The following is a 25,537-nucleotide window of genomic DNA, read 5'->3' on the forward strand; positions in this document are numbered from 1 at the left end:
GCGGTCCACCGAACCGCAGGATCACGATTCGGCCAGCCCCCGCAGGCAGCGGCCGGGCGGAGAGGTGGAGGCGGCGGGCGATCTCGCCGTTCCGCGGACGCTCCCCCGACGAGTCGAAGGCGCGCGGTCGGCTCCGTGTGAACGCGGGTGAGAACGCACACGCTGGTTCACACGGCACCCCCGGATAGTCAGAGGCGTCACGAAGACAGAAGTCCAAGAGGGGGACATCACAATGAGCGAGTCCGTTAAGGCTCTGATCGCCCAGGCGCGCGCGCAGATCGACAACCTGCCGGTCGACGAGGTCGCCAAGGCGGTCGAGACCGGCGGCGTCACGCTGGTCGACCTGCGGGAGCCGGGCGAGGTGGAGAAGGAGGGCACCATTCCGGGGGCCGTCCTCGCTCCCAGGGGGATGCTCGAGTTCTACGCCGACCCGTCCAGCCCGTACCACCGCGCCGAGTTCGACCCGGCCGGCACCGTGATCCTGTTCTGCGCCTCCGGCGGCCGGTCGGCGCTGGCCGCCCGGACGCTCCAGTCGCTGGGCTACCAGGACGTCGCCCACCTCGACGGCGGGTTGAAGGCCTGGAAGGACGCGGGCCGTCCGACCACCCACGAGAACTGAAAGTGGATCTGGGCCGATGCCGTCCGTCAATGTGAGAGTAGTCGGAGACGGCGGCTAGGCCGGGGAGGGAGCGGGCTCATGGTGTCGATCCGGCTGCTCGGACCGCCGGTCGTCGAGATCGGCGGCCGGCCGGCCAAGCCACCGCGCGGCCGGAAGGCGTGGGCCCTGCTCGCCTATCTGCTGCTGGCCGAACGGCCGCCCAGCCGCAAACGCCTCGCCGAGCTGCTGTTCGGCGACGCCGACGACCCGCTGGGCGCGCTGCGCTGGACGCTGGCCGAACTGCGCCGCTCGCTGGGCCTCAAGGAGGCCCTGTCGGGTGACCCGGTGCGCACCGACTTCGGGGAGGACGTCACGGTCGACGTGCGCGTCCTGCTCGACCAGGACGCCGATCCGGCGCCGCTGCTCGAACTCGGGGGAGAGCTGCTGGAGGGTGTGCACCTCGCGTCCTCCCTCGAGTTCGAGTCCTGGCTCCTGGTGGCCCGCCACCGGGTGGCGGGGATGATCGAGGCCCGGCTCCGGCAGGCCGCCGCCCGGCTGCTCGCGGCCGGGCGGGCGAAAGAGGCGGTCGTGTACGCCGCCCGAGCGGTCGAGCACAACCCGCTCGACGAGGGCAACCACGAGCTGCTGGTGCGCAGCCTCACCATGGCCGGCGACCGGGCCGCCGCGCTGAAGCAGGTCTCCGTGTGCGAAGACCTGATGCGGCGAGAGCTGGGCGTGCGCACGTCGCCCGCGTTGCGGGAGGCGGCCACGGTCGGCTCCGACTCGCCGATGTTGCCGCCGCTCAGCGGCCGGGCCGCCGCGATCAGCCAGCTCAACGCGGGCCGGGCCGCGATCACGGCGGGGGCCGTGGGGCCCGGCGTCCAGTGTCTGCGCACGGCGGTCGCCGAGGCCTCCCGGACGGGGGACGCGGCGCTGAAAGCGCGGGCCTACTGCGCGCTCGGCAGCGCCCTCGTCCACGCCCTCCAGGGGCGCGACGAGGAGGGCTCGCTGGCGCTGCACGAGGCGATCCTGCACGCGGTCGCCTCGGGCGACCGGTCGGTCGCGGTGACCGCGCACAAGGAACTCGGCTTCGTCGAGGTCAAGGCGGGCCGGCGGACCGCCGCCACGATGTGGCTGACCAAGGCCGCCGAGATGGCGCAGACCGACGCGGAGATGGCGGCGGTCTGCGGGGTGCTCGGCCAGAACACCTCCGACCAGGGCGACTACCGGGCCGCGATCGGGCATCTGGAGGAGTCGATCGAGCGGGCCGCCCGCTGCGGCGACCACAAGCAGCACGCCTGGTCGTTGTCGATCCTCGGACGCGTGCACCTGATGCGCGACGAACGCTCCCAGGCCCACGCGGTGCTCCGGCGTTCGCTGGAGCTGACCGAGGAGCAGCGCTGGATGGCGTTCCTGCCGTGGCCGACCGCGCTGCACGCCGAGATCGACCTGCGCATGGGCGACGTCGAGGCCGCCGCCGACGGCCTCGAACGGGCGTGGGTGCTGGCCTGCCAGGTCGAGGACCCGTGCTGGGAGGGGACCGCCGCGCGGGGGCTCGGCCTGCTCAGCCGTGATCGGGGCGACCACACGGCCGCCTTCCGCTGGTTCGGCCAGGCGACCGACAGCTGCAACCGGCTGCCCGACCGCTACCAGTGGGTGCACGCCAACGTGCTCGACGCGACGATCACCTGCGCGCTCGACGCCGGCGACACCGAGCGGGCCCGCCCGCTCGTGACCACGCTGGGATCCCTGGCGGCCCGGTGCGACATGCGCGAATGGGTCGTCCGGGCCCATCTGCACAACGCCCGTCTCGGGGACCGGACGGCGCTCGCCTCCGCGCGGATGCTCGGAGCGGGGATCGACAACCCCGCTCTCGCCGCGCTGCTTCGTTAGGAAACAGGGGAAATGTACGATTCGACGGCCTGGACGCTGGTCGACGAGGGGTGGGGCCGCCGCGCGGTCGACTTCGCGACGCTCAGCGAACCGGGGAACTGCAGAGAATACGTCGCCATGCACCAGCATCTCGGGGTGGGCGACGGCGACCGCATACTCGACGTCGCCTGCGGCGCGGGGCTGGCCCTGGAGCTGGCCGCCGTCCGGGGCGCCCGGTGCGCGGGCATCGACGCCTCGGCCCGGCTGGTCGCGGTGGCCCGCGACCGCAACCCCGGCGCGGACGTCCGTGTCGGCGACATGCACGACCTGCCCTGGGACGACGCGTCGTTCGACGCCGTGACCAGCTTCCGCGGGGTCTGGGGCACCACGCCGCTGGCGCTGCGAGAGATCCACCGGGTGCTGAAGCCCGGCGGCCGGGTGGGGCTGACCGTGTGGGGGCACATCAAGAAGTCCCCCGGCGCGTGGGCGCTGGAGCCGTTCCGGCTGGCCGCGCCGCCGAAGGTCGACAACCAGCGGAACATGGTCGCCCTCGGGCGTCCGGGGGCCGGTGAGCAGGTGCTGGAGGCGTTCGGGTTCGCCGACGTGCGGCGGGTGACGGTGCCGTTCGCGTGGGAGTTCGCCGACCCGGCGACCTACGCGCGGGCACTGGCGTCGACGGGGCCGGCGTACGAGGCGATCCAGAACGTCGGCGAGGACGCGTTCACCGCCGCCGCGATCGAGGGGGCGCGCGAACGGCTGCGGGCCGGTCTGCCGCTCCGGGCGAGTGTCGACGTGGTCGGCTATCTGGCCCGGAAGGAGGCGTGATGAGCAGCTTCCTGGCCGACGTGGAGGCCGATCCGGCGGAGGCCGAGGTCGATCTCAAGGAGTTCGGCTACGTCATGAACGCCACCCGCTTCTGGGGCTACCGGCCCGAGGTGGCCGAGGGCATCTTCGGCCTGGCCAGAGAGGTCACACGCGGGATGCCGCTGCGGCTGCGGGGCATCATGGTGGCCGCCTGCGCGGTCGCCTACGGGAACTCCTACTGCGCGTTGTCGTGGGGCAACAAGCTCGCCGTCTGGGCCGACCCGGAAACGGCGGTCTCGGTGCTCACGGGCTCCGACGCCGACCTGACCGAGGCCGAGCGCGCCGTCGCCGCGTGGACCCGCAAGGTCACCCGGCGGCCCCACGCGACCACCGAGGCCGACGTCGGGGAGTTGCGGGCCGCCGGGTTCACCGACGCGCAGATCTTCGACATCACGACGTTCGTGGCGCTCCGGATCGCCTTCTCCACGGTCAACGACGCCCTCGGCCTGCGGCCGGACGCGCAGTTGCGCACCACCACACCCGAGGGCGTCCTCGCGGCGGTCGACTTCGGCCGCCCGATCGCCGACTAGACCGACCCGACCAGCCGGGCCTCGACGCTGCGCAACATCCCCTCCGCCGTGGCCCGGGGGAGGTAGGCGGTGTCGGCGATGAGGCTCAACTGGCCGGTGCCCGCGTCGGTGCCGACCGTGAAGAACACCTTGAACCTGACGCCCGGCCAGGCGTTCTTGGTGTACGTCCTGGTGTGCGCCACCGACAGGTCGGCCTCGGGCGGGAGGGCGGGCCAGCCGGGGGCGGCCCGGCGGTCGTTGAAGAAGGCGTCCAGGTCGTGCCCGCCGGCCTTCTCGCGCATCGCCGTCATCGCGAACGGGTCGTAGTGGGCGTTGCGGTAGGCCTGGAGGGCGGCCCGATGGGTGGTGCGGCAGAACTCGGGGAAGTCGCGCTCCCGCAGGTCGAGCACGATCAGGGCGTCCTGGCCGACCGTGCCGACCATGCCCCGGGTCCGGGCGTCGCGGCGGTTGTTGTGCACGAGCTGCATGACCACCCGTGACCGCGCGCTGACCTCGCCCAGCTCCCCGGCGCAGGCGGCCAGGAGCACACTGGTCGAGCTGACCGCCAGCCGGTTCGACAAGCGGGTGGCGGCCACCGCCAGCGCGGGCGACTCCATGGTGACCTCGATGAACCGGGGGTCCTCGGGTTCGCCCGGCGGATGGTCGAAGACCTCCAGCGGGGCGTCGGCGAGCACGTCGCGCCAGTAGGAGATCGACCGCGCCGACCGGGCCTGCCAGGCGTCGGAGGCCTCCAGCCCGGCCTGGTCGCGGGGCTGCCAGGCCACCGGCGGCGGCGTGACCCCCTTCAGCAGGGCCTTCCACTCCTCGGCCAGCAGGGCGAGGGCGTGGTAGTCGACCGCCAGATGGGTGAAGACGCAGGCCAGGGCGAACGGGCGGCCGTTCTTGACCACGACCGCGCAGCGCAGCGGCCATTCGGCGCCGTGGTCGAAGACGGTGTGCGCCATCTCGCCCGCCACGCGCTCGGCGACCCGGAGCCCGCGTTCCGGTCCGGCCTCGACCAGGTCGATCTCCAGCACGCCCTCGCGGAGGATCCGCTGCCCGGCGTCGGAGAAGGTGGTCCGCAGGGCCTCGTGCCGTTCGATCAGCACCCGCAGCGCGTCGAGCACCTGGGGCAGTTCCCTGCGGCCGTACACGGGGAACACGAACGGGCAGTTCAGGTAGTTCTGGCTGTCGCCCATCAGGTGGACGGCCCGCCACATCAGCCGCTGGCCCCAGGTCAGCGGCGCCTCCCCCTCTGTGGCGCCATTGAACTCGATCTTCATTTCAGCGCCGCGACAAGGGTGTCGACGTCCTCGAACGACGACAGGTCGCCGCTGAGGTCGATCTCCAGGCCGAAGACGTCCTCGATGGTGTCGATCAGGCTGATCCTGGCCAGCGACGTCAGGCCGAGCGCCGACAACGTGTGCCGTCCGGCCAGCACCTCGCCGGGGCTGATCACGCCGCCGGACGCGTCCGCGATCATCCCCGCCAGCCGCACCCTGAGCTCTTCGGTCATGCCATCTCCAGATCGAGCAGTTTCTCGACGGCCAGTGCCGGCCCGGCCGCGGTGGGCCGTTCCAAGACCGTCCTTATCGGTACGTTCAACGGCGTTCCAGGAACTCGATGGTGCCGTCGTCGCGGTATCGGGCCAGGTCGCCGGTCCGGTAGAGGCGGTCGCCCGGGGCCCCGAACGGGTCGTGCACGAAGCGCTCGGCGGTCAGCTCGGGCCGCCACCGATAGCCGGGGGCCACCCCCGCGCCGCCGACGCACAACTCACCCGGCGTCCCGACCGGCACCAGCCGGAGCCGGTCGTCGAGCAGGCGGATCGTGGTGTTGGCGATGGGCCGCCCGATGGAGTCGTCGTCGGAGAAGGTGCTCCAGATCGTCGTCTCGGTCGAGCCGTAGACGTTCACCACCCGGCCGAACCGCTGCCGGAGTTCGGCCGCCAGGGGCGTGGGCAGCGGCTCCCCGCCCGTCAGCGCCGTCGCGCCGGTGATCCCACCCGGCAGCAGCAGCCGCCAGACCGAGGGCGTGGCCTGCACGAACGTCACGCCCTGCGCCTTCGCCAGATCGGCGAGAGCCTCCGGGTTCCGTACCGCCCCCGCCCCCGCGACGACCACCCGGCCGCCGGTGATCAGCGGCAGGTAGAACTCCAGCGCCGATCTGTCGAACGCGGGTGAGGCGAGCGCGAGCCAGCGGTCGTCCGGGCCCGATCCGAGCAGGTCCCGCATCGCCAGCAGCAGGTTCGCCAGGTTCCCGTGGGTGATCTCGACGCCCTCGGGCCGCCCGGTCGAGTCCGAGGTGTAGACGACGCAGGCGAGGTCGTCGGGCGAGGTCAGCCGCAGGTAGCCCTCGTGGTCGTCGGCCCGCGCGTCGGTCAGCACGAGCTTCGGCTGGGCGTCCGCCAGGATCAGGTCGAGGCGCTCGGCCGGATGGCCGGGATCCAGCGGCAGGTACGCCGCCCCCGCCCGCTGCACGGCCAGCAGCGCGACCAGCAGGTCGTCGGAGCGGGGGATCCGGACCGCCACGAGGTCGCCGGGGCCGATGCCGAGCCGCCGGAGCCGTCCGGCCAGCCGCCCGGCGGCCATGTCGAGCTCGGCGTAGGTCAGCGTGCGGTCGTCGCACCAGACCGCGACCGCCTGGGGGGTCGTCCGCACCTGGGCCGCGAACAACTCGGGCAGCGTGACCGGCGGGTAGGCGACGCCGGTGTCGTTCCAGGTGACGAGTAATTTCTCCCGGTCGGCGTCCGGGACGACGTCGAGCTCTCCGACGGCGTCGGCCCGCCGGTCCCCTTCACCGAACGTGATCTCCGCCTGCTCGGGAAGCGTGAGGTGTCGGTCAACCCGCACGGCCACCACCGTTTCGAAATATTTCGAGCCACCGTGAACCCGGTCAGGGGGCACGGAAAGTGACAGCTTGCCCAGGCAGGACAAGCAGTGAAATTTCTCGTATCGGCAGGATAGGCAACGTCAGCGGGAAACGACAGAGAAATGTTTGAGACGTTATTCCGAAACTTTCGAGAGATCGAAGTCCTCGCCCATCTCCGCGAGGCTGGCCTGGAGCACCTCGCCCAGCGGACGTGACTCGCGCTCGTCGAGCCACACCACGATCGCGACGCGCAGCGCCGCCAGGTAGGCCGCCGCCAGCACACGCGGGCGCAGCGTGTGGTCTTCGAGGCCCTCGCGGGCGGCGACCTCGACGGCGATCTCCTGTTCCAGCAGCGCCTGGTTGGCGAGCTGGCGGGCGAGCAGCGCCGGATGGCGGCGGGCCAGCCGGGTGCGCATCGCCCACTCGCGGTCGGCCTCCTTGCCCTGGTCCTCGTAGAGCTCGGCGGAGGCGCGGCAGAGCGCGGGCCAGGCGCGTTCGCCGGGCGGGCGGCGGCGGATGCGCTCGACGAGTTCCTGGATGCGCTGTTCCTCGCCGTAGAGGACGGCGTCCTCCTTGCCGGCGAAGTAGTTGGAGAACGTCCGCCGGGAGATGTTGGCGGCGTCGGCGACGGCCTCGACGGTCACCGCGTCGAAACCCAGCTCCACGGTCAGCCGCAGCGCCGCCTCGTGGACGGCCTGCCGGGTCTCGGCCTTCTTCCGCTCTCTCAGTCCCACAGGGGGCACCCTACTGTGCGCGCAAAATTGCGCAATGGGTAATATTGCCGGGTGAGCAAAACTTCTCGGCAAGTCCTGGAGGCGCTCAGCGGCCTCCTGCTCGTGCTCTTCGTCGCGATGATCTCCAGCACGATCGTCTCGGTCGCGCTTCCGCAGATCATCACGGCGCTGAAGGGCACGCAGTCGCAGTACACCTGGGTTGTCACCGCCTCTCTGCTGACCGCGACGGCGACCACTCCGATCTGGGGTCGCCTCGCCGACCTCTACAACAAGAAGACCCTCCTGCAGATCGCCGTCGGCCTGTTCCTCGTCGGCTCGCTGGCCTGCGGCTTCGCGCAGAACACCGCGCAGCTCATCGCCTTCCGGGCGGTCCAGGGGCTCGGCATGGGCGCCCTCCAGGTGCTGGTCCAGGTGATCATCGCGGCGATGATCCCGCCCAAGGAGCGCGGCAGGTACAACGGCTACCTGGGCGGCGTGATGGCCGTGGCGACCGTCGGCGGCCCGCTGCTGGGCGGCGTCATCGCCGACACCTCGTGGCTCGGCTGGCGCTGGTGCTTCTGGATCGCGGTGCCGTTCTGCGTGGTCGCGTGGGCCCTGCTGTTCAAGACCCTCAAGGTCGAGACCGTCCGGCGCGACGTGACCGTCGACTACGCCGGGGCCGGCCTCATCGCGGCCGGCGTCAGCGTGCTGCTCGTGTGGATCACCTTCGTCGGCAACTCGTTCGACTGGATCTCCTGGCAGACCGCCGCCATGGTCGGCGGCTCGGTCGTCCTGCTCGGCCTGGCCACCTTCGTGGAGGCGCGGGTCAAGGACCCGGTCGTCCCGCTGCACGTCATCAGGCAGCGCACCCCCGCCCTGGCCATCCTCGCCAGCCTCGCGGTCGGCATGGCGATGTTCGGCGGCGCGGTCTTCCTCGGGCAGTACTACCAGGTCGGCCGCGGCTTCACGCCCACCGAGGCCGGGCTGATGACGATCCCGATGATGGCCGGCGTGCTGCTCTCCTCGGCGATCTCGGGCCAGATCATCTCCCGCACCGGCAGGGTCCGCCCGTGGATCGTCTCGGGCGCGGTGATCCTCACCGTCGGCTTCCTCGGCCTCTCGCGGATCGACCACACCACCTCGATCTGGTGGATCATCCCGGCGATGGTGCTGGTCGGCGCCGGTGTCGGCATGTCCATGCAGAACCTGGTGCTGGCCCTCCAGAACACCGTCGCCCTGCACGACCTGGGTGCCGCCAGCGGCGCGATCACCTTCTTCCGCTCCCTCGGCGGCACCATCGGCGTCTCGGTCCTCGGCGCGATCCTGGCCGACCAGGTCGCCGAGAACGCCGTGCGCAACCCGCTCCCGGTGGCCTTCGCCGACGCGACCGGCCACATCTTCCTCGTGTCGGCCGCCATCGCCGCCCTCGGCGTGGTCGCGACGTTGTTCTTCCGCCCGGCCCCGCTGCGCGAGACCGTGGAGAAGGAGGAGCCCCCGGTTCCGGCAGGCGTCTAGGGGCGCTCGCCGACGCCCGTCGCGACCTCCTCGATCCGTCCCCGCACGCCCCGGTCGGGCTTGAGCGGCTCGGTGTCCATGCCCGCGCCCTCGCGCAGCCCGGACAGGAAGGCGAGGAGCGCCTCCGGGGCGGCGTGCTGCGGCGTCCAGCCGAGCTCCTCGCGGGCGCGCCTGGTGTCCATCAGCGGGATGTGGAGGGCGATGTCCAGCATCCCCGGCGTGGCCGGGATCAGCCGCAGGCGCCAGGCGGCGGCGACCGCGGCGCGGGCCAGCGAGACCGGCACCGGGATCAGCCGGGCGTCGAGGAGCTCCGCCAGGGTGGGCATGTCGAGCACCGGCTCGGCCGCGATGTTGAACGCGCCCTTGACGGGCTGGGTGGCGGCCAGGTGGAAGGCCCGCGCGGCGTCGTCGGTGTGCAGGATCTGGAGCCGCAGCCCCGGGATGTCCGGGATCAGCGGGACTCCGCCCGCCCTCGGCGTGAACGGGCCGCCGAACAGCCGGCGCTGCTCGGAGGCGGCCTCGCGCTTGAAGATGAACCCGGGCCGCATCCGCACCACGCGGGTGCTGGGGTGTTCGAGCTCGAAGACGTCGAGCACCCGTTCCAGGTAGGCCTTCTCGCGGCCGTAGGGGGCCGCCGGCCAGCCGTGGGTGGGCCAGCTCTCGTCCACGGGACCGCCGCCGGGCGAGTAGGCGCCGACGGACGAGGCGTACACCAGCTTGGGCACCCCGGCCTCGGCGACGGCGTTGAAGACGCGGATGCCGCCCAGCACGTTGTTGCGCCAGGTCAGGATCGGCCGCCGCATCGGCTGGAACAACCAGGCGAGGTGGATGACCGCGTCCGCGCCGGAGAAGATGTCCTGCAGGTCGTCGGTGGAGATGTCGGCGGCCCGGAACGTGGTCTTCGGGCCGCCCTCCCATCTGGGCCGCCTACGGGCCACCCCCACGATCGTGGTGACCTTGGGATCCGACTCCAGGGCCGCGATGAGGCTCGTGCCGACGTTACCCGTTGCTCCAACCACGACTACTCGCATATCGGGCGAATGCCCCAAAGGGTGCCAGCGAAAACTACACCTCCGCGGTCAGGCCCTCCCCCATGGGGAACCAGGTCAAGGGCAGCTGAGCTTGGACGATGCCCTCCCGGCCGTCCAGGAAGTGTGACCAGCCCTCCCAGTGGACCGCGAAGACGTTGGCCGGAGCCATGTCGCCGAGCAGGGTCACCGCGTCACGGCCCGTCATCGTGTAGCGCAGCGGGCCGGTGATCGGGAACCGCACGCCGCCCAGATGGAAGACGACCGTGCCGGGCTTCAGCCTGCGAGCGGTCCCGCGGAGCGGGGCGTACAGGACGGTGTCTCCCGTGATCCACAACGGGCCGTGGGTCTGACCGGGCCATTCGAGGGCGAACCCGATGACGTCGCCGACGATGGGGTGGCTCAGCGGCGGACCGTGCCGGCAGGGAGTGGCGGTGATCGTGACGTCGTTCAGGCGGGTGCTCTCGCCGGGGCGGAGCCCGGTGCCGCCGATCCGGGCGGCCCCCGAGTGGGTGGTGATCACCAGCGGGACGTCCTTCAGGAAGGCCCGTCCGGCGGCGTCGAGGTTGTCGTCGTGGTGGTCGTGGCTGAGCAGCACCGCGTCGACCGGCCCGATCTCCTCGGGTGTGAGCGCCGGTCCGGCGACCTTGGTCGACGAGGTGCCCCAGCCGAAGTCGTACCGCCGGCCGGGCGCGTCGAAGGTCGGATCGGTCAGCAACCGCAGACCCTCGAACTCGACGAGTAACGTCGGGCCGCCGACATGGGTGAATGTGACCTCCGTCATGCCTCGTATTTTGGCGTTCTGGACATGTCCGGCGGGAGTCCCCGGCTCCGACGTATCGGGTGAGCGAAGGGAGAACAGATCATGAAATACATGATCATGCTGTACGGCTCACAGCGTGACTTCGACGCCATGGCGACCGGCGGCCCCGAGGTGGCCGAGATGCACGCGTTCATGGAGAAGTGGAACAACGACCTGGTCGAGTCGGGCGAGTTCGTCGACGCCAAGGGCCTGTCGGCGCCCGTCCACACGCGCCGCGTCTCGATGAAGGGCGGAGTGCCGGTCGTCACCGAGGGCCCTTACCCGGAGACCCAGGAGGTGCTGGTCGGCTACACGATCGTCGAGTGCGCCGGCATCGACCGCGCCACCGAGATCGCCGCCCGGCTCGCCCACACGCCCGGCCAGCAGGGCGAGGGGCAGTACGTCGACGTGCGGCCGATCATGGAACAGTTCGACGACATGTTCGAATGACGGATCATCCCGGTGTGGAGGACCTGCTGCGCGAGCACGCGCCGCAGGTCCTCGCCGCGCTGGTGCGCCGCTACGGCCACTTCGACACGGCCGAGGACGCCGTCCAGGAGGCGCTCCTGGCCGCCGCCACCCAGTGGCCGGCCGACGGGGTGCCCGGCAACCCGAAGGCGTGGCTGATCACCGTCGCCGCCCGCCGCCTGACCGACCTGCTGCGCAGCCAGCGGGCCCGCCGCGAGCGGGAGGAGGCGGTGGCCCGCTGGACCCCCGTGCCGGCCGACCCGCCCGCCGCCGGAGACGACACGCTGGTGCTGCTGTTCATGTGCTGCCACCCGGCGTTGTCCCCGGCCTCGCAGATCGCCCTGACCCTGCGCGCCGTCGGCGGCCTGACCACGGCGGAGATCGCCCGCGCCTTCCTGGTCCCCGAGGCGACCATGACGCGGCGCATCACCCGGGCGAAACAGGCCGTCAAGGAGAGCGGCCAGCCCTTCGGCCTGCCCCGCGACCGCGCCGACCGCCTGGGCGTGGTCCTGCACGTGCTCTACCTGATCTTCAACGAGGGCTACGCGACCACCTCGGGCCCCGACCTCCAGCGGGTCGAGCTGGCCCGCGAGGCGATCAGGCTGACCCGCATGCTCCGCCGGACCCTGCCGCACGACGGCGAGGTGGCGGGCCTCCTGGCCCTCATGCTGCTCACCGACGCCCGCCGCGCCGCCCGCACCGGCCCCGGCGGCGCCCTGATCCCGATGGACGAACAGGACCGCTCCCTCTGGGACCGGGCGCGGATCGCCGAAGGCGTCGCCCTGCTCGAAGAGGCCCTCCCACGCGGCGAACCCGGCCCCTACCAGCTCCAGGCCGCCATCGCCGCCCTCCACGACGAGGCCCCGACGCCCGCCGAGACCGACTGGCCCCAGATCCGCGCCCTGTACGACGTCCTCTACGAGATGACCCCCACCCCGGTCGTGGCCCTGAACCGGGTGGTCGCCCTGGCCATGAGCGAGGGCCCGGCCGCCGGCCTGGCGGCCCTGGAGACGATCGCGCCGGTCGACCACCGCGTGCTGGGCGTCCGCGCCCACCTGCTGGAGCTGACCGGCGACCTCCCGGCGGCGCATAAGGCCTACCTCGAAGCCGCGGAGGCGTCGACGAGCCTGCCGCGCCAGCGCTACTTCCAGCACAAGGCCACCCGCCTTGACGGCAAATGCTAAAGACTTTAGCTTTAAAGCTATGAATATTAGCTACGTGGAGCGTGAGGGCGGCCGGATCGCCTACGAGATCGACGGCGACGGCCCCCTGGTCGTCCTGGCCCACGGAATGGGCGACAGCCGGAAGGCCTTCCGGTTCCTCGCGCCGAAGCTGGTCGCGGCCGGTTACCGGGTCGCCTCCGTCGACCTGCGCGGCCACGGCGACTCGTCCACCGGCTGGGCCTCCTACACGCGTACCGACACCGCGAACGACCTCCTCGCGCTGATCAGGGAGCTCGGCGGCCCGGCCGTCGTCGTGGGCCACTCGTTCGCCGGAGGGTCGGCGACGATCGCGGCCGTCGACGCGCCCGAACTGGTCTCGGCCGTCGTGCTGGTCGGGCCGTTCACGCGGGCGCAGAAGACGGACTTCGGGGCACTGCTGCGCAACGGGCACCACCGGCGCGGGATCATGCTGCTGATGGCGACCGCCGTCCTGCGCAGCGGGAAGATGTGGAAGAAGTACCTCGACCACGCCTACCCGGGCCCCAAGCCCGCCGACTGGCAGGCCTACCTGACCACTCTGGAGACCACGCTGCACATGGACGTCGTGGCGAAGATGGGCATGAACCCGCCGGTCGACGCCGACAAGAAGCTGCCCCTGCTCAAGGCCCCCGCGCTGGTCGTCATGGGCGACCGCGACCCCGACTGGGGCGACCCGAGAGCCGAGGCCGAGGGGATCGTCGCGACCATGCGGGCGGGGGCCGTCACGATGATCCCGGGCGCCGGGCACTACCCCCACGCCCAGTTCCCCGACCGGGTCGCCGACGCCGTGCTGCCGTTCCTCGCGGAGCACACACGTGGTTAGGGCGGGCCTGACGCCCGAGATCGTCGTCGACCACGCGATGGCGATCGTCGACGAGCACGGCCCGGCCGCCGTCACCCTGTCGGCGGTGGCGGCCAGGGCCGGAGTCGCCACGCCCTCGCTCTACAAGCACGTGCGCAACCTGGCCGAGCTCACCGAACTGGTGTCGATCAGGGTGATGGACCAGCTCGCCGAGCGCGGCTTCGCCGCCGTCGCCGGCCGGTCGGGTGAAGACGCCCTGCGCGCCTACGCCGACGCCTGGCGCGGCTACGTGAAAGACCACCCGGGCCGCTACGCCGCCATGATCCAGACCGCGTCGCCGGAACTGTCGAAGGCCGGCCAGAAGCTCGTGGACATCACGCTGGCCGCGCTGCGGTCGTACGGGCTCGAAGGCGAGCAGGCCATCCACGCCACCCGCGCCTTCCGCGCCGCCGTCCACGGGTTCGTCACCATAGAGGCGGTCGGCGGTTTCGGTCTGCCGTACGCCATCGACGAGAGCTACCACCGGCTGATCGGGATGGTGATCGCGGGCCTGCCGAAACCCGTGTGACAAGATCGCCCCATGTGTCACAGCACCGACAGCAGGCCACCCGCGCCGCCGGTGGCCGGGGCGGTCGCCTCTCAGGAGCAGACCACGCTGACCAGCGAAGACGGCACCCGCTTCCTGGCCTACCGGGCCGAACCCGCCGAGCCCAACGGCCGCTCGGTGATCATCCTGCCGGACGTCCGCGGCCTCCACCCCTACTACCGCGACCTGGCCGTCCGGTTCGCCGAGGCGGGTTTCCACACCATCGCCATCGACTATTTCGGCCGCACCGCCGAAACCGACGATCGGGGCGAAGGCTTCGAGTTTCAGCCCCACGTCGCCCAGGTCACCCCGGAACAGGTCGACATGGACGTCGCCGCCGCCCGGGCCGAGCTGCCCGCGCCGGTGTTCACCGTGGGCTTCTGCTTCGGCGGCTCCCACTCGTGGCGGCTGGGCGCCCACGGCAGCGGCCTGGCCGGCGCGATCGGCTTCTACGGCGCCATCCGCCGCATCGGCGAGGTGCCCACCACGCCCGGCGCCCCGATCCTGCTGCTGCGCGGCGGCGCCGACACGGCGTCCACCCCCGAGGAGTTCGACGGCTTCACCGCCGCACTCGACGCCGCGGGCACACCCAACAGGTCTGTCATTTATGACGGCGCCCCCCACTCGTTCTTCGACCGTTCGTTCGCCGAATGGGCCGAGGCCTGCGACGACGCCTGGCGTCAGATCATGGCGTTCACGGCCGATCACTCGCAGTAAGAGAAATGTCACTGAGGGTGTCATCGTGGCCGCTCGCCCGGGTTGGTGACCATCAAGGTCCCCCCACCCGTGAAGGGAGTGGCCCGATGGCTACCAAGTTTCAGTACCGCAAGATCACTGGTGTCTTCCGCGCGATGGACGTCGACGGCGACGGCTACCTGACCGAGTCCGACTTCGAGGCGCTGGCGAGCCGGTGGGCGGCGATCCAGGGGCAACCCAAGGGCCGCATCTACGCGATCATGATGAACTGGTGGGCCACCCTCCTCACCGCCGACCGCGACGGCGACGAACGGGTCACCCTCGACGACGTGATGCTGATCGTCGACCGCCTCAACGAGATGCCCCACGCGATGGCCACCACGGCCCTGTCGATGTTCGACGCGGTCGACGTGAACGGCGACGGCATGATCTCGGCCCGGGAGTACAACCAGCTCATCGTGGGGTGGACCGGCGTGCCGACCGACACCGACGACATCTTCGACGAACTCGACGGCGACGGCGACGGTTACCTGTCCCGCACCGAGTTCGGGGAGTTGTGGGCCGAGTTCTGGTCGGGCGACGACCAGCGGGCCTCGGGGTCGCTGGTGTTCGGGCGGATCGACGTGCCGGCGCGCTGAGTTGCGAGAATGGCGCGATGCCGCGCGAACTCGAAGACCTCCCCTACGCCCCCTACCTCGAGCCCCTGACCGGCGGTCTCGAACGGGAGGGCGACTACGACGGCGTCCACCTCCGTGACGCCACACTCGACGACGTCAACACGGTCGGCGCCCGGTTCATGGAGTCAGCGGTCCAGCAGGTCACGATCAACGACGGCCGCATGGACCGGAGCCGCTACAACGACGTCTGGTTCCACACCGTCCGGTGGATCGGGGTGAACCTCGCCGAGACCGACTGGTTCGACGTCGAGGTGATCTCCAGCGCCATGTCGGGCGTGCCGATGTTCGGCTCGAAGGTCCACCAGGTGGTCTTCCACAACTGCAAGCTCGACTCGGTCAACCTGCGGTCGGCCACGCTGCGCAACGTCACCTTCGACGACTGCCTGCTGCGTGAGGTCGACTTCGCCGGGGCGACCCTCAAGGAGGTGTCGTTCCCGGGGTCGGAGCTGGAGGAGGTCCGGTTCGACAAGGCCCAGCTCGCCAAGGTCGACTTCCGGGGGGCGCGCACCCTCGGGATCGCCGACGGCCTGGAGTCGCTCCGCGGCGCGACGATCTCGATGAGCCAGCTATTCGACCTTGCCCCACGTATGGCTCAGTCGCTGGGCATCTCCGTACGCGATTGACCGGCGGTCCAGGTGCCGGGCCACGATGAACACCACGATCGCGACGACCAGCAGCGGGATGCCCTTGGCGAAGGTCGAGTCGGAGAGCAGGGGCGAGTCCCACCAGGCGTGCATCAGCATGGCGAGGATCCAGGCCGAGACGGCCACCGTCACGCGCGCGGCGAGGGTCCGGTCGGTGCGCGCGATGGCGTAGCCCAGGCCGGCTCCGGCGACCGCGGTCATCGCCCAGTGGCTCCACCAGGCCGAATACACCAGCCGGGCGAACAGCGACTGCACGGTGTCGCCGCTCTGCTGGATGCCGCCGGTCGCGATGATGGTGTTGAAGACGTACAGGAAATCTTCGACGATCTGGAAACCCAGGCCGACGATCGCGCCGTAGCCGAACCCGGCCAGCGCGCCCGACATGACCCACGGGGCGATCAGCGCGATCAGGGCCACTCCGGCGAGTTTCGCGGTCTCCTCGTCGAGGGGCGCGACGATGGCGTCGGCCCAGCGGTCGGCGAAGAGCGGGCTGGTGGCCTTGGTGAGCAGGGAGCTGAACGCCGTGTTGGCCAGGAAGGCGACGCCGAAGGCGGCCAGGCCGCCCCAGGCCAGGGCCATCCACGAATAGCCGATCGGCGCCGCGCGGAGCGGCCGGACGCGGGTGAACAACCAGAACGCGGCGAGCAGAACCGGCACCAGCACGCACAACGCGATCATGGTGCCGATCGTGAACACCCGGGCCTGCGGGACCAGCGTCGTGTTGATCAGCAGGAGGCCCGCGACGACGCCGAGCAGCCAGACCCAGAAGGCGGGGCGGCCGGTCACTGCGGGCCTCCGGCGAACTTGATCGAGGCGATCATCTGGCTGATGTCGTCGCGGTGGGCGGCGACGGCGGCCGCGTCGCCGCCCACCAGGACGCTCGCACCCTGCTGAGGGGCGGCGAAGACGGCCTGGGTGCCGGTGCGGTCGTCCAAGGTGATCATCCCGACGAGGCCGGGAACCCCCTGCACGGTCTGGATCGGGGTGGGGCTCTCGGCTCTGACGGGCACGCCCTGCGCCTTGAAGATCAGGTGCTGACCGGTCCAGAGCTCCTGCGGAGTCGCCGACGCGACGTCGATCGCTCCGAGCTGGACGGTCGCCCCGCCGCTGACCAGCGTCACCGACTCCGACAACGACGACGCGCTCTCGTCGAGCGACCACCCGGCGGGCACCGGCATGGAGACGGGGCGTGAGCCGCCGTCGAACGCCTGGCCGACCTCGATGACCGTGCCCGCTCTGAGCGGCACCGCGACGTCGGCGACGACGGAGTTGGCCAGCGGCAGGCCGATGGCCAGGATGCCGAGTATCACCAGGATCGCGATCGATCCGGGCCATCCGGTGCGCGACATGAGACCCCTATGAGAACAGGGGGGATTCCCGACTCATAACCGGCTACGTCAGAACAAAACCTGCTTCCCGGGCGAGCTGGAGCTCTTCCCGGGTCTCGACCACCAGGACCGGCACCCCGTCGGTGCTGATCAGGCCGTCGTCGGTACGGTTGCCACCCACCGGCTCCCGCACCCCCAGCAGGCCCAGGCGGCGGCAGACACCCGCGCGGACCTCCGGCTGGTCCCATCCGATCTCGCCGGTGAAGACGAGGGCGTCGAGGCGGTCGAGCGAGGTCGCGGCGGCGGCGATCTCCCGGGCGACGCGGTGGCAGTAGACGTCGAGGGTGAACGTGTCGCCCGCCTCGACCAGGTCGCGGGTGTCGCCGGAGAAGCCGTCCGAGAGGCCCAGCAGCCCGGAGTGCCGCTCCAGCCCGTCGCGCAGCTCGGCGAGGGTGAGCCGCCCGTCGAGCAGCCAGAGCAGCATGCCGGGGTCGACGCTGCCCGACCGTTTGCTCATCGGGACGCCCTCCAGGGGCGTGAAGCCCATCGAGGTGTCCATCGACCGTCCGTCGCGCACGGCGCACACCGACGCGCCGCCGCCCAGGTGGCACATGACGAGCTGGGACGCCTCGACCAGCTCGCCGGCCCGGCGCAGCGCGTGGGCGTAGGAGAGGCCGTGGAAGCCGTACCGGCGCAGGCCGAAGCGGGCCCGCCAGTCGGCGGGGAGCGGATAGGTCCAGGCCACCTCGGGCAGGCCGGCGTGGAAGGCGGTGTCGGGGCAGAGCACCTGCGGGACGTCGGGCAGAGCCTCCAGCGATGCCCTGACCAGCCTCAGGGCGGGCGGCAGATGCAGCGGGGCGAGGTCGGCGATCTCCGAGAGGCGGTCGACCAGCTCCGGCGTGGCCCGCACCGGCTCCCGCACGATCGGCCCGCCGTGCACCAGCCGGTGAGAGATCGCGTCGGGTTTCTCGTCGAGGAACTCCAGGAGGGCGTCGGCCGAGGTCGGGGCCTGTTCCACGTGGTGCTCGGCGAGCACCTTGCCGTCCGGGGAGACGAGGTGGAGCTGCAGACTCGATGAACCGGCGTTGACCGTCAGAACTCTCACAACGAGGACACTTCCCCGCGAAGCCGGGTAGAGACCCCGAATGGATGCACTGCAGCAGGTCTCCGCGTACTGGCGTGCCGCCAACTATCTTTCGGCAGGGCAGATCTATCTGCTGGACAACCCGCTGCTGACCGAGCCGCTGCGCCCGGAGCACATCAAGCCGCGTCTGCTGGGCCACTGGGGCACCACGCCGGGCCTCAACTTCGTCTTCGCCCACCTGAACCGGATCATCACCGAGCGCGACCAGGACATGATCTACATCGCCGGGCCCGGTCACGGCGGCCCGGCGACCGTGGCGCACGCCTGGCTGGAGGGCACCTACAGCGAGCTCTACCCCGACGTCTCCCAGGACGCCGCCGGGATGCGCCGCCTGTTCCGCCAGTTCTCCTTCCCCGGCGGGATCCCCAGCCACGCCGCCCCCGAGACGCCCGGGTCGATCCACGAGGGCGGTGAGCTGGGCTACTCGCTGGCGCACGCCTACGGCGCCGCGTTCGACAACCCCGACCTGGTGGTGGCCTGCGTGATCGGCGACGGTGAGGCCGAGACCGGCCCGCTGGCCGCGAGCTGGCACTCGAACAAGTTCCGGCACCCCCGCAAGGACGGGGTCGTGCTGCCGATCCTCCACCTCAACGGCTACAAGATCGCCAACCCGTCGTTCCTGGCCCGCATCCCCCCGGCCGAGCTGGCCAAGCTGATGGAGGGCTACGGCTACCGCCCCTACGTCGTCGAGGGCGACGACCCCGACCAGGTGCACCCGCTGATGGCCAGCACCCTCGACGCCGTCTTCAACGAGATCGCGACCCGCCCCGAGCACCTCCCGATGATCATCCTCAGGACCCCGAAGGGGTGGACGGGCCCCAAGGAGGTCGACGGCAAGCCCGTCGAGGGCACGTGGCGGGCCCACCAGGTGCCGCTCTCCGAGGTCCGCACCAACGACGAACACCGGGAGCAGCTCCGGGAGTGGATGTCGTCGTACCGGCCGGAAGAGCTGTTCGACGAGACCGGCCGGCCCTGTCCCGAGGTCGTCGGGCTGGTGCCGAAGGGCACGCGGAGGATGAGCGCCAACCCGCACGCCAACGGGGGAGAGCTGCTCCGGCCGCTCGTGCTGCCCGACTTCCGCGACTACGCCGTGGCGATCGACAAGCCGGGCACCGCCTCGACCTCGCCGACGCAGGTGCTCGGCGGCTTCCTGCGCGACGTCATCGCGGCCAACCCGCACTCGTTCCGGCTGCTGGGCCCCGACGAGACCGCCTCCAACCGGCTCCAGGCCGTCTACGAGGCGACCGGGAAGGAGTGGCAGGCGGCGATGTTGCCGACCGACGAGAACCTCCGGCCCGGCGGGCGGGTCATGGAGGTGCTGTCGGAGCACCTGTGCCAGGGCTGGCTGGAGGGCTACCTGCTGACCGGCCGGCACGGGTTGTTCAACTGTTACGAGGCGTTCATCCACATCGTCGACGCGATGTTCAACCAGCACGCCAAGTGGCTCGACACCGCCCGCGAGATCCCGTGGCGGCGTCCGGTGGCCTCGCTCAACTACCTGCTGTCCTCGCACGTCTGGCGGCAGGACCACAACGGGTTCACCCACCAGGATCCGGGCTTCCTCGACGTCGTGCTGAACAAGAAGGCGAGCGTCGTGCGGGTCTACCTGCCGCCGGACGCCAACACGCTGCTCTCGGTCGCCGACCACTGCCTCCGGTCGCGTGACTACGTCAACGTGATCGTCGCCGGGAAGCAGCCGGTGCTCGACCTGTTCGGCCGGGAGGAGGCCGTCACCCACTGCACCCGCGGCCTCGGCATCATCGACTGGGCCTCCAACGACGCCGGGCACGAACCCGACGTGGTGCTGGCCTGCGCGGGCGACGTCCCGACGCTGGAGACCCTCGCCGCCGTCTCGCTGCTCCGGGAGAAACTGCCCGCCCTGCGGGTACGCGTCATCAACGTCGTCGACCTGATGCGCCTGCAGCCGCCGGCCGCGCACCCCCACGGCCTGCCCGACGCCGAGTTCGACGCCCTGTTCACCACCGACAAGCCGGTCATCTTCAACTTCCACGGCTACCCGTGGCTGATCCACCGGCTGACCTACAAACGGCACGGCCACGACAACTTCCACGTGCGCGGCTACCGCGAGGAGGGCACCACCACCACCCCGTTCGACATGGCCATGCTCAACGGCATCGACCGGTTCCACCTGGTCAGAGACGTGATCGACCGGGTGGAGGGGCTCGGGGTCCGGTACGCCGCCCTGCGCCAGGAGATGACCGACGCGCGGCTGCGGGCGCGTTCCTACACCCGTGAACACGGGGAGGACGCGCCCGAGATCCGCGACTGGACCTTCTAGGCGAAGACCGTCTCGGGCTTGCGGGCCCGTGCCGCGACCACCGTTCCGGCCAGGGCCGCCCCCACCACGGGGATGAACAGGGCGGCGTGCAGCGACCCGGTCGCGTAGACCGCGGTGGCTGCCGAGACGCCGAGCGCCATGCCGAACTGGAAGCAGCTGTAGAGCAGGCCGCCGGCCACACCGTGCTCCCGTTCGGCCACGCCGTCGGTCGCCGCGATCGTGTACGGCCCGTAGGCCAGCGCGAACGCCACCCCGACCAGTAGCAGCGCGGGCAGCATCATCAGCGCCGCCTGGTCGATGCCGGTGGGCAGGAACAGCAGGTAGGCGACCGCGCCCACGGCCGCGCCGCCGAGGATGACCCGGACCGTGCCGTACTTCCTGATCAGCCACGGCGTGACCGTCGGGCCGAGAATGGCGTCGACGCCCATCGTGGCCATGATCAGCCCGGTCTCCAGGGTCGACCAGCCGCGCTCCTCCTGCAGGTGCAGGGTGACCAGGAACTGGAAGGAGGAGAACGCGGCCATGAACAGGACGGCGCTGACGTTGGTGCGGGCGAGCGTGCCGGTCTTCAGCAGGCCGAGCCGCACCAACGGGTGGGGCGCCCGGCGTTCGATGGCGACGAACGCGGCGACCAGCGCGAACGCGGCGGCGAAGACGGGCACCGCCCACAGGTCGGGGTGCTCCAGCCGGACCACCCCGTAGATGAGCAGCAGCATCGCGCCGGTCACGGTGAACGCCCCGGCGAGGTCGAAGCGGCCCTCGGCGCGCTCGCCGTTGTCGCGGATCAGCGGGATCGCCGCCGCGAGCAGCAACGAGGCGAAGATGACCGGCGCGAAGAACACCCACCGCCAGCCGAACGTGGTCAGCACGCCCCCGGTGACCATGCCGAGCGAGTATCCGGCGCCGCCGACCGCGCCATAGATGATCAGGGCCCGGTTGCGTAACGTGCCCTCGGCGAAGTTGTTCGTGATCAGCGACAGCCCGGCCGGGGCGATGAACGCCGCCGCGACCCCCGTGACGAACCGCGCCAGCAGCAACATCCACCCCTCGGTGGCCAGCCCGCCCAGGCCGCTGAAGACGACGAAGACGCCCAGCCAGAGCAGGAACATCCGCCGGCGGCCCAGCATGTCGGCGGCCCGCCCGCCCAGCAGGATGAACCCGCCGAACCCGAGCACGTAGGCCGACACCACGCCGCTCAGCACCCCCGTCGACAACCCGAGATCGGCCCTGATGGCCGGAAGGGCGACGTTCAGCAGAGCGACGTCGACGCCTTCCATGAAAATCGTTCCGCACAGCACAAAAAGCACGCCCCACGTGCGCATGTGTGGCCCCCTGAGTCGGTTACCTCTTGTAAGCGACTCCATCCTGGGTAACCATTGCGAGCTATGGAAGACGGGACTTTTTTGACACCCGGTCACTGTGGAGATACCGGCCCCGACTACGACGCATTCCAATGGGACAGCCGCGAAGACTGCGAAGTGCGGCAGATTCTCGACCGCATCGCCGACAAGTGGTCGCTGCTGGTGATCGCGCTCCTCGACAACAAGACGATGCGTTTCACCGAGCTGAAGCGGGAGATCGACGGCATCAGCCAGCGCATGCTCGCCCGCACCCTGCGCCACCTCGAACGCGACGGCCTGGTCAAACGCACCGTCTTCCCCGTCGTGCCGCCTCGGGTCGACTACGAGCTGACCCCGCTCGGCGAGAGCCTGCACGAGACGATCCAGGCCCTGGTGACCTGGACCGAGGCCCACCAGACCCAGATCGCCGCCGCCCGCGAGAACTACGACCGCCTGGTCGGTGAATCCGCTCCGGGGTGATCTGGGTCGGCCGCGTGGCTATCGGCTGCCTTTGTCAATTCCTTGCGGGTGGCCGCCTATCGTCGGACGTGTGGAGATGAACGCCTGGGTGGTGGCCCGGCCGGGCACGCTGGAGTTCACCCGGCTGCCGGTTCCCGTGCCGGGGCCCGGCGAGGTGCTCGTCAAGGTCGAGGTCTGCGGGGTGTGCCGTACCGACCTGCATCTTCTCGAAGGCGATCTCGCCGTCCACCGGCCGCGGACCGTGCCCGGCCACGAGGCGGTCGGGCGGATCGTGGACACCGGTGAACGCGTCGGGGTGGCGTGGTTGCGGTCGACCGACGGGACCTGCCGTTACTGCCGTCGCGGGAACGAGAATCTGTGCCCTTATTCGACGTACACGGGATGGGACGCCGACGGCGGTTACGCCGAATATCTCGTCGCGCCGCGCGACTACGTCTATCCGCTGCCCGAGAACTATCCGGCCGAGAAACTCGCGCCGCTGTTGTGCGCCGGGATCATCGGCTACCGCTCGCTGCTGCGGGCCGACCTGCCCCCCGGCGGGCGGCTCGGCGTCTACGGGTTCGGCGCGTCCGCCCACCTGACCGCCCAGGTCGCCATCGAGCAGGGGGCGACCGTCCATGTGCTGACCCGGTCGGAGGAGGCGCGGCGGCTCGCCCTCGAACTCGGCGCGGCCTCCGCCCGCGGCGCCTACGACCAGCCGCCCGAGAAACTCGACGCCGCGATCCTGTTCGCGCCGGTGGGCGACCTGGTGCCGACCGCGCTCGAAGCCCTCGACCGGGGCGGCACCCTCGCCGTCGCCGGCATCCACCTGACCGACATCCCGGTCCTGAACTACGACCGGCACCTGTTCCAGGAGCGCGACCTGCGCTCGGTGACGGCCAACACCCGCGCCGACGGCCGCGCCTTCCTGGAGTTCGTCGCCGAGCACCCGCTCACCGTCGAGACCACGCCCTACCCGCTCGACCAGGCCGACCGGGCGCTCACCGATCTGGCCCACGACCGGGTCAACGGCGCCGCGGTGATACGGATCGGATCATGACCCAGGCGCCCGTCGCCGCCGTCACCGCGGCGAACACCACGGCCAGCACCGTCGCCTGGCTGTAGGTGGGCACGAGTCCCTGACTCCAGGCCGTGAACGGCGCCATGACGACCAGCCAGGTAAGCGCGCCCGTGCCCACTCCGAAGGGCCAGACCCACCACGGGGGGCGCGCCTCCGCCGCACTGAAGATCACAAAAGGGACCGCGACCGGCGGCAGCGCGAGCCTGCACACCATGACGTCCACGCCCATGGGGAAGAGCAGGTTGCCGGTCTCGGGGTGCAGCGGGATCCATCCCCACGCCGCCGCCCAGAGCGCCACGGCGCCGATCCCGAACGCGACGCTGCGTGTCCCGAGCACCAGAACCAGCAGCCCGGCGGCGATCGCGACCAGCGCGGCGTGGCGGGGCAGTTGGTCGTCGTAACGGCCGGGCGCGTCGACCGGCACCGCGAGCGACTCGTCGGGCCCGTCGTGATCCAGTCCCCAGCGCCGCCACGTGCCCGAGGCGTCGCGGACCGCCACTCCGTCGGCGCCGTTGGCGACCACGACCAGCCCAGGGACCGCCGACACGCTCAGCGATTCGACCGGCGGGACCAGCTCGGGGAGGTCGGCCGGGTGGGCACGGCGGAGCCGATCCTGTACGTGTTCCGACAACTCCCACGAGGTCGTCCAGTCATCGTCCCCAGCCGACGCCTCCTCGACCATCAACCGCCCGGGCACGATCCGATAGCACCGGCCGGTCGCGCACGACGAGACCGAGGGCGGCGGGCTCTTCAGGGCAGGCCACCACAACCACGTCCGCCCGTCGGTGGTCACATAGCCGCCCCACTCGCCTTCAAGCGCGGTGTGGACGATGATCGAGTTCCCGATGACCTGGGTGGAGTAGGCGGCAGGCGGCACGTAGGAACGGTCGATGCTGGTCGCGGTGATCGCGAGCACGGCGGCCGGGGTCAGCAACACGACGACGGTCCTCCCCACGGGCACGGGGTGCCGGGAGGCGAGCCAGGCGACGTACAGGGCGGGCAGGGTCAGCAGGTCGGTCGGGTCGGCGAGGATCACCGAGGGCCCCCAGGCCAGCGACCACGCCTCGGAGGCCAGCCACGCCCCGGTCTCCGAGGCCTTGACCAGGGTGAACCCGGCGCCGGTGACCGCGATCGAGAGCCAGGGCCGGCGGAGCGCCAGGTCGAGCACGGCGGGCAGCAGGATCAGCCCGGCGACGTCGCTGAGCTTCCCGGTGACCACCCCGGGCCAGGTGTGTTTCAGCAGGTGGTCGTTGACGACCAGCACGACCAGGGCCAGCACGGTCAGCGGATGACCGATCCACGATGCCCGTCTCATCGACGCCCGCCTTTCAGGTAGCCGGTGACCATCCCCGCCGCCGTCACCAGCGTGAAGGCGGCCAGGGACGCCCGACCGGCGTCGGTGTAGAAGTCCAGTGCGCCCGCGCTCCAGGCGGCGTAGGGCGCCAGCACCGCCGACCCGGCCACCAGCCCGGTGACCAGGCTCACCGCGACCAGCCGTCCGGTCGGCCCGGCCCTGCTGATCCCCCAGGACAACAACCCGGTCCCCACCACCATGAGCAGGAGCGCGGGCGGCATCCCGAGAAAACCCAACGTCGAGTCCGCCATGCTCAGGCCGAATCGCAGGCCCAGGAGCAGCACGGCCCCGCCGATCACGATCGGCCAGTTGCGGGCGCCCGCGAGCAGCGCCAGCAACGCGGCGGCCAGCGCACCCAGCGCCACGAGGTCGGTCACGTCGTAACGGCCCGGCGTGGTCAACGGCACCGCGCTGGAGGCCCGCAAGCCGTCCGGACCGACGCCGAGCCGGTGCCAGGCGCCCTGGGCGTCCCCGCAGGGCGATGCCGTCGGCGCCGTTGGCGACCACCACCAGCCGTTCAGTCACCGCCACCGCCAACGACTCCACCGGCTCGCGGTGGCCGAACGGCGGATCGGGATGGCGGCGGACGAGACGGTCCCTGGCCTCGTCGGGGATCTCCCAGACGGTCGTCCAGCGCCCACCGCGGATCTCCTGGACGCCCAGGCGACCGCGCACGACCCGGAAACAG

Annotated in this window: 27 protein-coding genes; 15 read left to right on the forward strand and 12 right to left on the reverse strand. The window is 71.2% G+C overall.

Features of this window, described 5'->3' with window-relative positions; translation table 11 throughout:
- The first annotated feature begins 232 nt into the window (after window positions 1-232).
- The 4 genes from QSK34_RS14540 (at window position 233) to QSK34_RS14555 (ending at window position 3,864) form a co-directional block, all read left to right on the forward strand.
- Complete coding sequence (locus tag QSK34_RS14540) at window positions 233-619, forward strand: rhodanese-like domain-containing protein (protein ID WP_285584320.1); 387 nt, start codon at window positions 233-235, stop codon at window positions 617-619.
- A 78-nt stretch (window positions 620-697) separates the two neighbouring features.
- Complete coding sequence (locus tag QSK34_RS14545) at window positions 698-2,491, forward strand: tetratricopeptide repeat protein (protein WP_285584321.1); 1,794 nt, start codon at window positions 698-700, stop codon at window positions 2,489-2,491.
- A 12-nt stretch (window positions 2,492-2,503) separates the two neighbouring features.
- On the forward strand, window positions 2,504-3,295 hold the full coding sequence (locus tag QSK34_RS14550) for a class I SAM-dependent methyltransferase (RefSeq protein ID WP_285584322.1): 792 nt from the start codon (window positions 2,504-2,506) through the stop codon (window positions 3,293-3,295).
- The gene (locus QSK34_RS14555) at window positions 3,295-3,864 is read left to right on the forward strand and encodes a carboxymuconolactone decarboxylase family protein (RefSeq protein ID WP_285584323.1); all 570 of its coding nucleotides are present in this window, start codon (window positions 3,295-3,297) and stop codon (window positions 3,862-3,864) included. The genes QSK34_RS14550 and QSK34_RS14555 overlap by 1 nt, the downstream gene beginning before the upstream one ends.
- Here QSK34_RS14555 and QSK34_RS14560 read toward each other — a convergent pair.
- The 4 genes from QSK34_RS14560 to QSK34_RS14575 form a co-directional block, all read right to left on the reverse strand.
- On the reverse strand, window positions 3,861-5,126 hold the full coding sequence (locus tag QSK34_RS14560) for a condensation domain-containing protein (RefSeq protein ID WP_285584324.1): 1,266 nt from the start codon (window positions 5,124-5,126) through the stop codon (window positions 3,861-3,863). The two genes, QSK34_RS14555 and QSK34_RS14560, sit on opposite strands and share 4 nt — an antisense overlap.
- Entirely contained in the window at window positions 5,123-5,359 is a 237-nt protein-coding gene (locus tag QSK34_RS14565; RefSeq protein ID WP_285584325.1) for an acyl carrier protein, read from the reverse strand. Before QSK34_RS14565 ends, QSK34_RS14560 begins: the two co-directional genes overlap by 4 nt.
- A gap of 85 nt (window positions 5,360-5,444) precedes the next feature.
- Window positions 5,445-6,692 (reverse strand): AMP-binding protein, encoded by a 1,248-nt coding sequence (locus QSK34_RS14570; protein WP_285584326.1) that lies wholly within the window; start codon window positions 6,690-6,692, stop codon window positions 5,445-5,447.
- A 153-nt stretch (window positions 6,693-6,845) separates the two neighbouring features.
- Entirely contained in the window at window positions 6,846-7,445 is a 600-nt protein-coding gene (locus QSK34_RS14575) for an acyl-CoA-like ligand-binding transcription factor (protein ID WP_285584327.1), read from the reverse strand.
- A gap of 51 nt (window positions 7,446-7,496) precedes the next feature.
- Here QSK34_RS14575 and QSK34_RS14580 point away from each other — a divergent pair, with 51 nt between their 5' ends.
- Window positions 7,497-8,939 (forward strand): MDR family MFS transporter, encoded by a 1,443-nt coding sequence (locus tag QSK34_RS14580; protein WP_285584328.1) that lies wholly within the window; start codon window positions 7,497-7,499, stop codon window positions 8,937-8,939.
- Here QSK34_RS14580 and QSK34_RS14585 read toward each other — a convergent pair.
- A complete protein-coding gene (locus QSK34_RS14585; protein ID WP_285584329.1) occupies window positions 8,936-9,958 on the reverse strand; it encodes an NAD-dependent epimerase/dehydratase family protein in 1,023 nt (340 codons plus the stop codon). The genes QSK34_RS14580 and QSK34_RS14585 overlap by 4 nt on opposite strands.
- A 46-nt stretch (window positions 9,959-10,004) precedes the next feature.
- The gene (locus QSK34_RS14590) at window positions 10,005-10,751 is read right to left on the reverse strand and encodes an MBL fold metallo-hydrolase (protein ID WP_285584330.1); all 747 of its coding nucleotides are present in this window, start codon (window positions 10,749-10,751) and stop codon (window positions 10,005-10,007) included.
- 81 nt (window positions 10,752-10,832) lie between these two features.
- Here QSK34_RS14590 and QSK34_RS14595 point away from each other — a divergent pair, with 81 nt between their 5' ends.
- From QSK34_RS14595 to QSK34_RS14625, 7 genes are all read left to right on the forward strand, one after another.
- Window positions 10,833-11,219, forward strand: a complete 387-nt coding sequence (locus QSK34_RS14595; protein ID WP_285584331.1) for a YciI family protein — start codon at window positions 10,833-10,835, stop codon at window positions 11,217-11,219.
- On the forward strand, window positions 11,216-12,421 hold the full coding sequence (locus QSK34_RS14600; RefSeq protein ID WP_285584332.1) for an RNA polymerase sigma factor: 1,206 nt from the start codon (window positions 11,216-11,218) through the stop codon (window positions 12,419-12,421). Before QSK34_RS14595 ends, QSK34_RS14600 begins: the two co-directional genes overlap by 4 nt.
- 19 nt (window positions 12,422-12,440) lie before the next feature.
- On the forward strand, window positions 12,441-13,262 hold the full coding sequence (locus QSK34_RS14605) for an alpha/beta fold hydrolase (protein WP_285584333.1): 822 nt from the start codon (window positions 12,441-12,443) through the stop codon (window positions 13,260-13,262).
- Entirely contained in the window at window positions 13,255-13,809 is a 555-nt protein-coding gene (locus QSK34_RS14610) for a TetR/AcrR family transcriptional regulator (RefSeq protein ID WP_285584334.1), read from the forward strand. Before QSK34_RS14605 ends, QSK34_RS14610 begins: the two co-directional genes overlap by 8 nt.
- A gap of 12 nt (window positions 13,810-13,821) precedes the next feature.
- Window positions 13,822-14,544 (forward strand): dienelactone hydrolase family protein, encoded by a 723-nt coding sequence (locus QSK34_RS14615; protein WP_285584335.1) that lies wholly within the window; start codon window positions 13,822-13,824, stop codon window positions 14,542-14,544.
- Between the two features lie 86 nt (window positions 14,545-14,630).
- Complete coding sequence (locus QSK34_RS14620; RefSeq protein ID WP_161480783.1) at window positions 14,631-15,161, forward strand: EF-hand domain-containing protein; 531 nt, start codon at window positions 14,631-14,633, stop codon at window positions 15,159-15,161.
- Between the two features lie 17 nt (window positions 15,162-15,178).
- The gene (locus QSK34_RS14625; protein WP_285584336.1) at window positions 15,179-15,823 is read left to right on the forward strand and encodes a pentapeptide repeat-containing protein; all 645 of its coding nucleotides are present in this window, start codon (window positions 15,179-15,181) and stop codon (window positions 15,821-15,823) included.
- Here the strand turns inward: QSK34_RS14625 and QSK34_RS14630 are convergent.
- The 3 genes from QSK34_RS14630 to QSK34_RS14640 are packed head-to-tail and all read right to left on the reverse strand — an operon-like array spanning window position 15,767 to window position 18,277.
- Window positions 15,767-16,630, reverse strand: coding sequence for a PrsW family intramembrane metalloprotease (locus QSK34_RS14630; RefSeq protein ID WP_285584337.1), 864 nt, complete (start codon window positions 16,628-16,630; stop codon window positions 15,767-15,769). The genes QSK34_RS14625 and QSK34_RS14630 overlap by 57 nt on opposite strands.
- A complete protein-coding gene (locus QSK34_RS14635) occupies window positions 16,627-17,193 on the reverse strand; it encodes a hypothetical protein (RefSeq protein WP_285584338.1) in 567 nt (188 codons plus the stop codon). The genes QSK34_RS14630 and QSK34_RS14635 overlap by 4 nt, the downstream gene beginning before the upstream one ends.
- Window positions 17,194-17,236: 43 nt before the next feature.
- On the reverse strand, window positions 17,237-18,277 hold the full coding sequence (locus tag QSK34_RS14640; protein WP_285584339.1) for an acetate/propionate family kinase: 1,041 nt from the start codon (window positions 18,275-18,277) through the stop codon (window positions 17,237-17,239).
- 40 nt (window positions 18,278-18,317) lie between these two features.
- Here QSK34_RS14640 and QSK34_RS14645 point away from each other — a divergent pair, with 40 nt between their 5' ends.
- On the forward strand, window positions 18,318-20,615 hold the full coding sequence (locus QSK34_RS14645; protein WP_285584340.1) for a phosphoketolase family protein: 2,298 nt from the start codon (window positions 18,318-18,320) through the stop codon (window positions 20,613-20,615).
- On the opposite strand, the gene QSK34_RS14650 is transcribed toward QSK34_RS14645, so the two are convergent.
- Entirely contained in the window at window positions 20,612-21,979 is a 1,368-nt protein-coding gene (locus QSK34_RS14650; RefSeq protein ID WP_353051390.1) for an MFS transporter, read from the reverse strand. The genes QSK34_RS14645 and QSK34_RS14650 overlap by 4 nt on opposite strands.
- 114 nt (window positions 21,980-22,093) lie before the next feature.
- On the opposite strand from QSK34_RS14650, the gene QSK34_RS14655 reads away from it, so the two are divergent.
- Together QSK34_RS14655 and QSK34_RS14660 are read left to right on the forward strand one after the other, a co-directional pair.
- Complete coding sequence (locus QSK34_RS14655) at window positions 22,094-22,435, forward strand: winged helix-turn-helix transcriptional regulator (protein ID WP_328794393.1); 342 nt, start codon at window positions 22,094-22,096, stop codon at window positions 22,433-22,435.
- A 76-nt stretch (window positions 22,436-22,511) separates the two neighbouring features.
- A complete protein-coding gene (locus QSK34_RS14660) occupies window positions 22,512-23,474 on the forward strand; it encodes a zinc-binding alcohol dehydrogenase family protein (RefSeq protein WP_285585298.1) in 963 nt (320 codons plus the stop codon).
- Here the strand turns inward: QSK34_RS14660 and QSK34_RS14665 are convergent.
- On the reverse strand, window positions 23,440-24,810 hold the full coding sequence (locus tag QSK34_RS14665) for a hypothetical protein (RefSeq protein ID WP_285584342.1): 1,371 nt from the start codon (window positions 24,808-24,810) through the stop codon (window positions 23,440-23,442). The genes QSK34_RS14660 and QSK34_RS14665 overlap by 35 nt on opposite strands.
- Window positions 24,807-25,226, reverse strand: coding sequence for a hypothetical protein (locus tag QSK34_RS14670; protein ID WP_285584343.1), 420 nt, complete (start codon window positions 25,224-25,226; stop codon window positions 24,807-24,809). Before QSK34_RS14670 ends, QSK34_RS14665 begins: the two co-directional genes overlap by 4 nt.
- Between the last annotated feature and the right edge of the window lie 311 nt (window positions 25,227-25,537).

The sequence above is a fragment of the Herbidospora sp. NBRC 101105 genome (genome assembly GCF_030269205.1).
Classification (GTDB): Bacteria; Actinomycetota; Actinomycetes; order Streptosporangiales; family Streptosporangiaceae; genus Herbidospora; species Herbidospora solisilvae.